The organism is Achromobacter sp. DMS1 (assembly GCF_001270295.1).
The window spans coordinates 1-6,451 of record NZ_LHSJ01000244.1; the positions used below are offsets into that span (position 1 = coordinate 1).

Annotated in this window: 6 protein-coding genes and 1 pseudogene; 5 read left to right on the forward strand and 2 right to left on the reverse strand. The window is 68.4% G+C overall.

Going from position 1 to position 6,451, the window contains the following annotated elements; all coding sequences use genetic code 11:
• Nucleotides 1–66: 66 nt before the first annotated feature.
• Complete coding sequence (glnP, locus tag AD428_RS21240; RefSeq protein ID WP_053246501.1) at nt 67–723, forward strand: glutamine ABC transporter permease GlnP; 657 nt, start codon at nt 67–69, stop codon at nt 721–723.
• The gene (gene glnQ / locus AD428_RS21245) at nt 720–1,448 is read left to right on the forward strand and encodes a glutamine ABC transporter ATP-binding protein GlnQ (protein WP_053246465.1); all 729 of its coding nucleotides are present in this window, start codon (nt 720–722) and stop codon (nt 1,446–1,448) included. The genes glnP and glnQ overlap by 4 nt, the downstream gene beginning before the upstream one ends.
• Nucleotides 1,449–1,477: 29 nt before the next feature.
• Here glnQ and AD428_RS21250 read toward each other — a convergent pair whose 3' ends face one another.
• On the reverse strand, nt 1,478–2,134 hold the full coding sequence (locus tag AD428_RS21250) for a response regulator (protein WP_053246502.1): 657 nt from the start codon (nt 2,132–2,134) through the stop codon (nt 1,478–1,480).
• Nucleotides 2,131–3,540: a cache domain-containing protein gene (locus tag AD428_RS21255; protein ID WP_053246503.1), complete on the reverse strand. Its 1,410-nt coding sequence runs from the start codon at nt 3,538–3,540 to the stop codon at nt 2,131–2,133. The genes AD428_RS21250 and AD428_RS21255 overlap by 4 nt, the downstream gene beginning before the upstream one ends.
• A gap of 333 nt (nt 3,541–3,873) precedes the next feature.
• On the opposite strand from AD428_RS21255, the gene AD428_RS21260 reads away from it, so the two are divergent.
• From AD428_RS21260 to AD428_RS29795, 3 genes and pseudogenes are all read left to right on the forward strand, one after another.
• Nucleotides 3,874–5,955, forward strand: coding sequence for a carbon starvation CstA family protein (locus AD428_RS21260; protein WP_053246504.1), 2,082 nt, complete (start codon nt 3,874–3,876; stop codon nt 5,953–5,955).
• 84 nt (nt 5,956–6,039) lie between these two features.
• Nucleotides 6,040–6,183, forward strand: coding sequence for a YbdD/YjiX family protein (locus AD428_RS21265; RefSeq protein WP_053246505.1), 144 nt, complete (start codon nt 6,040–6,042; stop codon nt 6,181–6,183).
• Between the two features lie 100 nt (nt 6,184–6,283).
• Nucleotides 6,284–6,451: pseudogene (locus AD428_RS29795) on the forward strand (molybdopterin-dependent oxidoreductase); the annotation flags it as partial.

Here is a 6,451-nt window from a genome sequence, read left to right on the forward strand (position 1 = left end):
CCGGCAGGCGCGCGCCGGGTCCGGCGAGGCGCTGCACCAGCCGCCGCACCCATAGGGGAGAACATCGTGGAATTCGACTGGACAGTCATCCGGGACGCCTGGCCCAACCTGCAGCAAGGCACCCTCATGACCATCAAGATCACCTTCTGGGGGCTGGTGGGGGGCTTCATCCTGGGGGCGGTCGCGGGCGTGGTGCGCGCCTACGCGCCTCCCGTCCTGGCGGGCATCGCCCAGGTCTACGTGGCGGTCATACGCGGCACGCCCATCGTGGTGCAGGTGATGTTCATCTACTTCTCGCTGCCGGTGCTGGCCGGCATCCGCGTGGAGGCCGAGATGGCGGCCATCGTCACGCTGATGATCAACTCCGGCGCGTACATCGCCGAGATCGTGCGCGGCGCGCTGCTGTCGGTGCACAAGGGCCTCAAGGAGGCGGGGCAGGCCATGGGCCTGCCGTTTCACAAAATCCTGTTCCACATCATCGGCCCGGTGGCGTTCCGGCGCATGATCCCGCCGCTGGGCAACCAGTGCATCATCAGCCTCAAGGATTCCTCGCTGTTCATCGTGATCGGCGTGGCCGAGCTTACGCGCCAGGGCCAGGAAATCATGGCGAGCAATTTCCGCGCGGTGGAAATCTGGTCGGCGGTCGCCGTCGTGTACCTGATCCTTACCGGCCTCATGGCGCTGGGCCTGCGTCTGCTCGAAAAGAGGATGCGCATACTATGAGCATGGTCGAATTTTACAACGTCACCAAGCGCTTCGGCGACTCGCTGGTGCTGGACGGCATCACGCTCAACATCGAGGCGGGCGAGGTCGTGGTGGTGGTGGGCCCTTCGGGGTCGGGCAAGTCCACGTTCCTGCGCTGCATCAACGTGCTGGAAACGATCAACGGCGGAGACCTGCTCGTGGACGGCCTGAGCGTGAAGGGCGACGCGGCCCAGGTGCGCGAGATACGCCGCGAGGCGGGCATGGTGTTCCAGCAGTTCAACCTGTTCCCGCAGATGACGGCGCTGGAAAACGTGATGTTCGGCCCGGTCCACACCCGCGGGCAGAGCCGCGCCGAGGCCCGCCAGCTCGCGCAGGAGCTGCTGCGCAAGGTGGGCCTGGCCGAGCGCATGGACCACTATCCCGCCGAGCTGTCGGGCGGGCAGCAGCAGCGCGTGGCCATCGCGCGCGCGCTCGCCATCAAGCCCAAGCTCATGCTGTTCGACGAGCCCACCTCGGCGCTCGACCCGGAACTGCGCCACGAAGTGCTCAAGGTCATGCGCGACCTGGCCGAGGAGGGCATGACCATGGTGGTGGTCACGCACGAAATGGAGTTCGCGCGCAAGGTGGGAAGCCGCCTCATTTTCATCGACGGCGGCAAGATCGCCCACGACGGCCCGCCGGCAGAGCTGCTGGGCAACCCGCCCAGCCAGCGCCTGCGCGATTTCCTGCAGCACGTGGGCTGATCCGGGCGGCGGCGCCCATGCGCCGCGCGCTACAGGCCGCGGTGCTCCACCGCGTACTTGATGAGTTCGGCCTGGCCGTCGATGCCCAGCTTGCGCTTGATGTTCAGGCGATGGGTTTCCACCGTGCGCACCGACAATCCGAGCTCGCGGGCGATCTGCTTGTTGGCGTGGCCGTCGGCGATGTGGCGCAGCACGTCGCGCTCGCGCTGCGTCAATGCCGCGGCCGCAGCGCTGGCCTGCGAAAGGCGCAGGGCCGCCGCGGCGCTGAAATGGCTGCGCCCCGCCATGATGGCCTGGATGGCGGCCACGATTTCCTGCGCGGGCTCGTCCTTGAGCAGATAGCCGCGCGCGCCCGCCCTGACGGCCTGCACCATGTACTCGGGATTGTCGTGCATCGAAAGCACGACGATGGCCATCTGCGGATAGCGCTCGCGCAGCTGCGCGGTGAGTTCGAGGCCGCCCACCCCCGGCATGTTCAGGTCCATGAGCGCGAGGTGCGGCAGCGCGCCGCCGTCGGGGTCGCGGGCCATGCAGGCGCGCAGGAAATCCAGCGCGCCGGCGGCGTTGCCCGCTTCGCCCACCACGCGCAGGCCGGGCACGGTTTCCAGCCGCAGGCGCAGGCCGTCGCGCACCAGGGGATGGTCGTCGATGAGCAGCAGGCGGATATCGTCGGAGGAATCGCTCATGCCTGGGGTTCCGTGGGAGTGGGCAGCGGCAGCCAGGCCTGCAGCGTGGTGCCGCGCGGGCCCGAGCGCAGGTTCAGGGTGCCGGACAGCGCCGCCATGCGTTCGCGCATGTTGCGCAGTCCGATGCCGCGCTGCGGGTCGTGGTGAACTTCGCCGTAGTCGAAGCCGGCGCCGTCGTCGGAAATGGTCAGCCGCAGATCGCGCGCGCCGTAGGCCAGGGCGACGTCGGCCCGGTGCGCGCGCGCATGGCGCAGCACATTGGTGAGGGCTTCCTGGGCCACGCGGAAGAGGGCGGTGGCGTGGGCCTCGGGCAGGCGGACGGGCACGCCTTTCGTGGTGACCCGCACGGACAGCGGCGGCTCGCCGTCCTTGCCCGGCGCGGCGAACTCGCGGGCCAGGTGTTCCAGCGCGGCGGGCAGGCCGAGATCGTCCAGCAGGGTGGGCCGCAGATTGTGCGAAATGCGGCGCACCTCGCCCAGCGCCAGGTTCAGCCGCTCCAGCGCGCCGCCCAGCGGGGCGTCGATGTGCGCGAGCGCCTGCGGATCGTCCGCGTGGCGCTGCCGCAGGCGCTCGCGCGCGGCCTCCAGCGCCAGCTTGATCGACACCAGCACCTGGCTGATGCCGTCGTGCAGCTCGCGCGACAGGCGGGCGCGCTCGTCTTCCTGCGAGCGCACCAGCTGCCGCGCCATGAGCCGCAGCTTGGCGTCGGACTGGCGGTGGTCGCTGATGTTGAGCGCCAGGCCGCAGGCCGCCACCCCCAGGATGGCGACCGCCGCGATGCCCGCCACCCAGGCGAACATATTGCGGATATTGGCCTGGGCGGCGGCGTCGATGCGCCGCAGCGCCTGCTCCACGTCGTCGAGGTAGATGCCCGTGCCGATCATCCAGCCCCAGTGTTCGAGCACGGCGACGTAGCCGAGCTTTTCCACGGTCTGGTGCGTGGAGGGCTTTTCCCAGAGATAGTGCACGGCCTGGCCCTGGCGGCCGCCGCGGCGGGCCGCCTCCAGCAGGTTCTGGATCACGGGCTGCCCGCGGGTGTCGCGCAGGTTCCAGAGGTCTTTGCCCACCAGCTCGGGCTGCCGGGGATGCATGAGGTTGCGCCCGCGCAGGTCGTAGACGAAGAAATAGCCGTCGTGGCCGAACTCCATCTGCGCCAGCAGATCGAGGGCGCGCTGGCGCGTGGCCGCGTCGTCGCCCGCCTGCTGCAGCGGCGCCACGGCGCTGTAGGCCAGGCTCACATAATGCCGCAGTTCGCTTTCCTTGCTCCCCAGCCAGGCGTTCTCGACCACTTCTTTTTCGCGCTGCGCCAGCTTCAGGCCCTGGGCGTAAAGCGCGTAGGCGGTGGCCGCCAGCGCCACGAGCAGGGGCACGGCGGCCAGCAGGAAGATTTTCAGGCGCAGCTTCATGGGAGACGGATCGCCCGGAAACGGGCCGCCCGCGACGGGGCGGGCCGGATGTTGCGGTGCATTATGGGGGCGGATTGCCGGGAAAAAGCGTCGATACGCCGGCTATTTTACGGTTCCGCCGGCCGGCCTGCGGCGCCGCACTACGTAATAGCACGTAGATGAACTGCGTAGTTTCGCGCTTGTAGGGCGGGCGGCCAGCCGAAATACTATCGCCCGCGCCGATCGGGCGCTGGCGGGCCCGCGCGTCCGCCGTCCTACAACAATGATTCTGCCTTTCCGCGGGACGAGAAAGGCGTCGCGCCAAAAGCGAGGCGGGAGGCAATAGGAGCTTTTATGCAGACCAGCAGCAAGGGACTGGGTGGACACCTGGTCTGGCTGGCGGTCGCGGTGCTGGGCGCGTTCGCGCTGGGCACCGTGGCGCTGGCCAGGGGCGAGACGATCAATGCGCTATGGGTGGTGATCGCCGCCGTGTGCGTCTACCTCATCGCATACCGCTATTACAGCCGCTTCATCGCCGACAAGGTCTTCCAGCTCGACCCGACCCGCATGACGCCGGCCTGGAAGCACAACGACGGCCTGGACTACGTGCCCACCAACAAGCACGTGCTGTTCGGCCACCACTTCGCCGCCATCGCGGGCGCGGGTCCGCTGGTCGGCCCCGTGCTGGCCGCGCAGATGGGCTATCTGCCAGGCATGCTGTGGATCCTGGCCGGCGTGGTGTTCGCCGGCGCGGTGCAGGATTTCACCATTCTCTTCATCTCCACGCGCCGCGACGGCCGTTCGCTGGGCGACCTGGTCAAGTCGGAGCTGGGCCGCGTGCCGGGCGTGATCGCGCTTTTCGGCGCGTTCATGATCATGGTCATCATTCTGGCCGTGCTGGCCCTCATCGTGGTCAAGGCGCTCACGCACTCGCCCTGGGGCACCTTCACCGTGGCGGCCACCATCCCCATCGCCGTCTTCATGGGCGTATACCTGCGCTACATCCGTCCCGGCAAGATCGGCGAGGTGTCCATCATCGGCTTCGTGCTCCTCATGGCCGCCATCGTGTTCGGCCAGGACGTGGCCGCGCACCCCACGCTCAGCGCCATGTTCGACTTCGACGGCAAGGGGCTCACCTGGATCCTGATCGGCTACGGTTTCGTGGCCTCGGTGCTGCCCGTCTGGCTGCTGCTGGCGCCGCGCGACTACCTGTCCACCTTCCTCAAGATCGGCACCATCGTGGGCCTGGCCATCGGCATCCTGGTGGTCGCGCCCGAGCTGAAGATGCCCGCGCTGACCCAATTCGTGGACGGCAGCGGCCCGGTGTGGTCGGGCAACCTGTTCCCCTTCCTCTTCATCACCATCGCCTGCGGCGCGGTGTCGGGCTTCCATGCGCTGATCTCCTCGGGCACCACGCCCAAGCTGATCGAGAACGAGACGCAGGCCCGCTACATCGGCTACGGCGGCATGCTGATGGAATCGTTCGTGGCCATCATGGCCCTGGTGGCGGCCTGCGTCATCGAGCCCGGCATCTACTACGCCATGAACAGCCCCGCCGCCGTCATCGGCACCACGCCGGAGCACGTGGCCCAGGTGGTGTCGAGCTGGGGCTTCGTCGTCACCCCGGCCGACCTGGTCCAGACCGCCAAGGACGTGGGCGAAAGCACCATTATCTCGCGCGCCGGCGGCGCGCCCACGCTGGCCGTGGGCATGGCGCACATCCTGCACCAGGCCATCGGCGGCCCGAGCATGATGGCGTTCTGGTACCACTTCGCCATCCTGTTCGAGGCGCTCTTCATCCTGACCGCGGTCGATGCGGGCACGCGCGCGGGCCGCTTCATGCTGCAAGACCTCCTGGGCACGTTCGCGCCCTCGCTCAAGCGCACCGACTCGCTGCCCGCCAACCTGGTCGCCACGGCCCTGTGCGTGGCCGCCTGGGGCTATTTCCTGTACCAGGGCGTGGTCGATCCGCTGGGCGGCATCAACACGCTGTGGCCGCTGTTCGGCATCGCCAACCAGATGCTGGCCGCCATCGCGCTGACGCTGGGCGCCGTGGTGCTCTTCAAGATGAAGCGCGACCGCTACGCCTGGGTGGCCGTGCTGCCCACGCTGTGGCTGCTGGCCTGCACGCTGACCGCCGGCTGGCAGAAGATCTTCGACGCCAATCCCAAGGTGAGCTTCCTGGCGCACGCGGACAAGTACAACGCCGCCATCGCCCAGGGCCAGGTGCTGGCCCCGGCCAAGTCGCTGCCGGAAATGTCGCGCGTGGTGTTCAACGACTATGTCAACGCGTCGCTGTGCGCCATTTTCATGTTCGTCGTGGTGAGCGTGGTGGTGTTCGGAATCCGTTCGGCCCTCAAGGCGCGCGCCGAAAACCGTCCCACCGCCCGCGAAACCCCGTACGAAGTCCTGCCGGCCGCCGCCGGGGCGGACTGACAGAGGAGGCCGCCGCATGCTGTTCCATACCATGAGCTCGGCGGCGGCGTCGCCGGCCGCTACCTGGGCCAGACCCTGCGCCTGATGGTCGGCGTGCCCGACTACGACACCTATGTGGCACACATGCGGCGCAACCACCCGGACCAGGAGCCGATGAGCTACGAGGCGTTCTTCCGCGAGCGGCAGGACGCCCGCTACGGTGGCAAGAAACGCATCGGCTGCTGTTGAGCGCCGCCGCCTTTTCTTGCATGCAGAGCCTGGGTCCCGCGAAAGCGGGACTTTTTTTGCCGGGGTTCCGCCGGGCCGCGCGTGCTTCAGGCAGCGGCCCGCCGACGTGATCAACGTGGCGCGGCAGTTCGCCGCCAACGCCGACAAGACCCGCGGCAAGTCCATGATCATCCTGGGCGCGGGGACTGAACCACTGGTACCACATGGACATGGCATACCGGGGCATCATCAACCTGGTGGTGATGTGCGGCTGCGTGGGCCAGTCCGG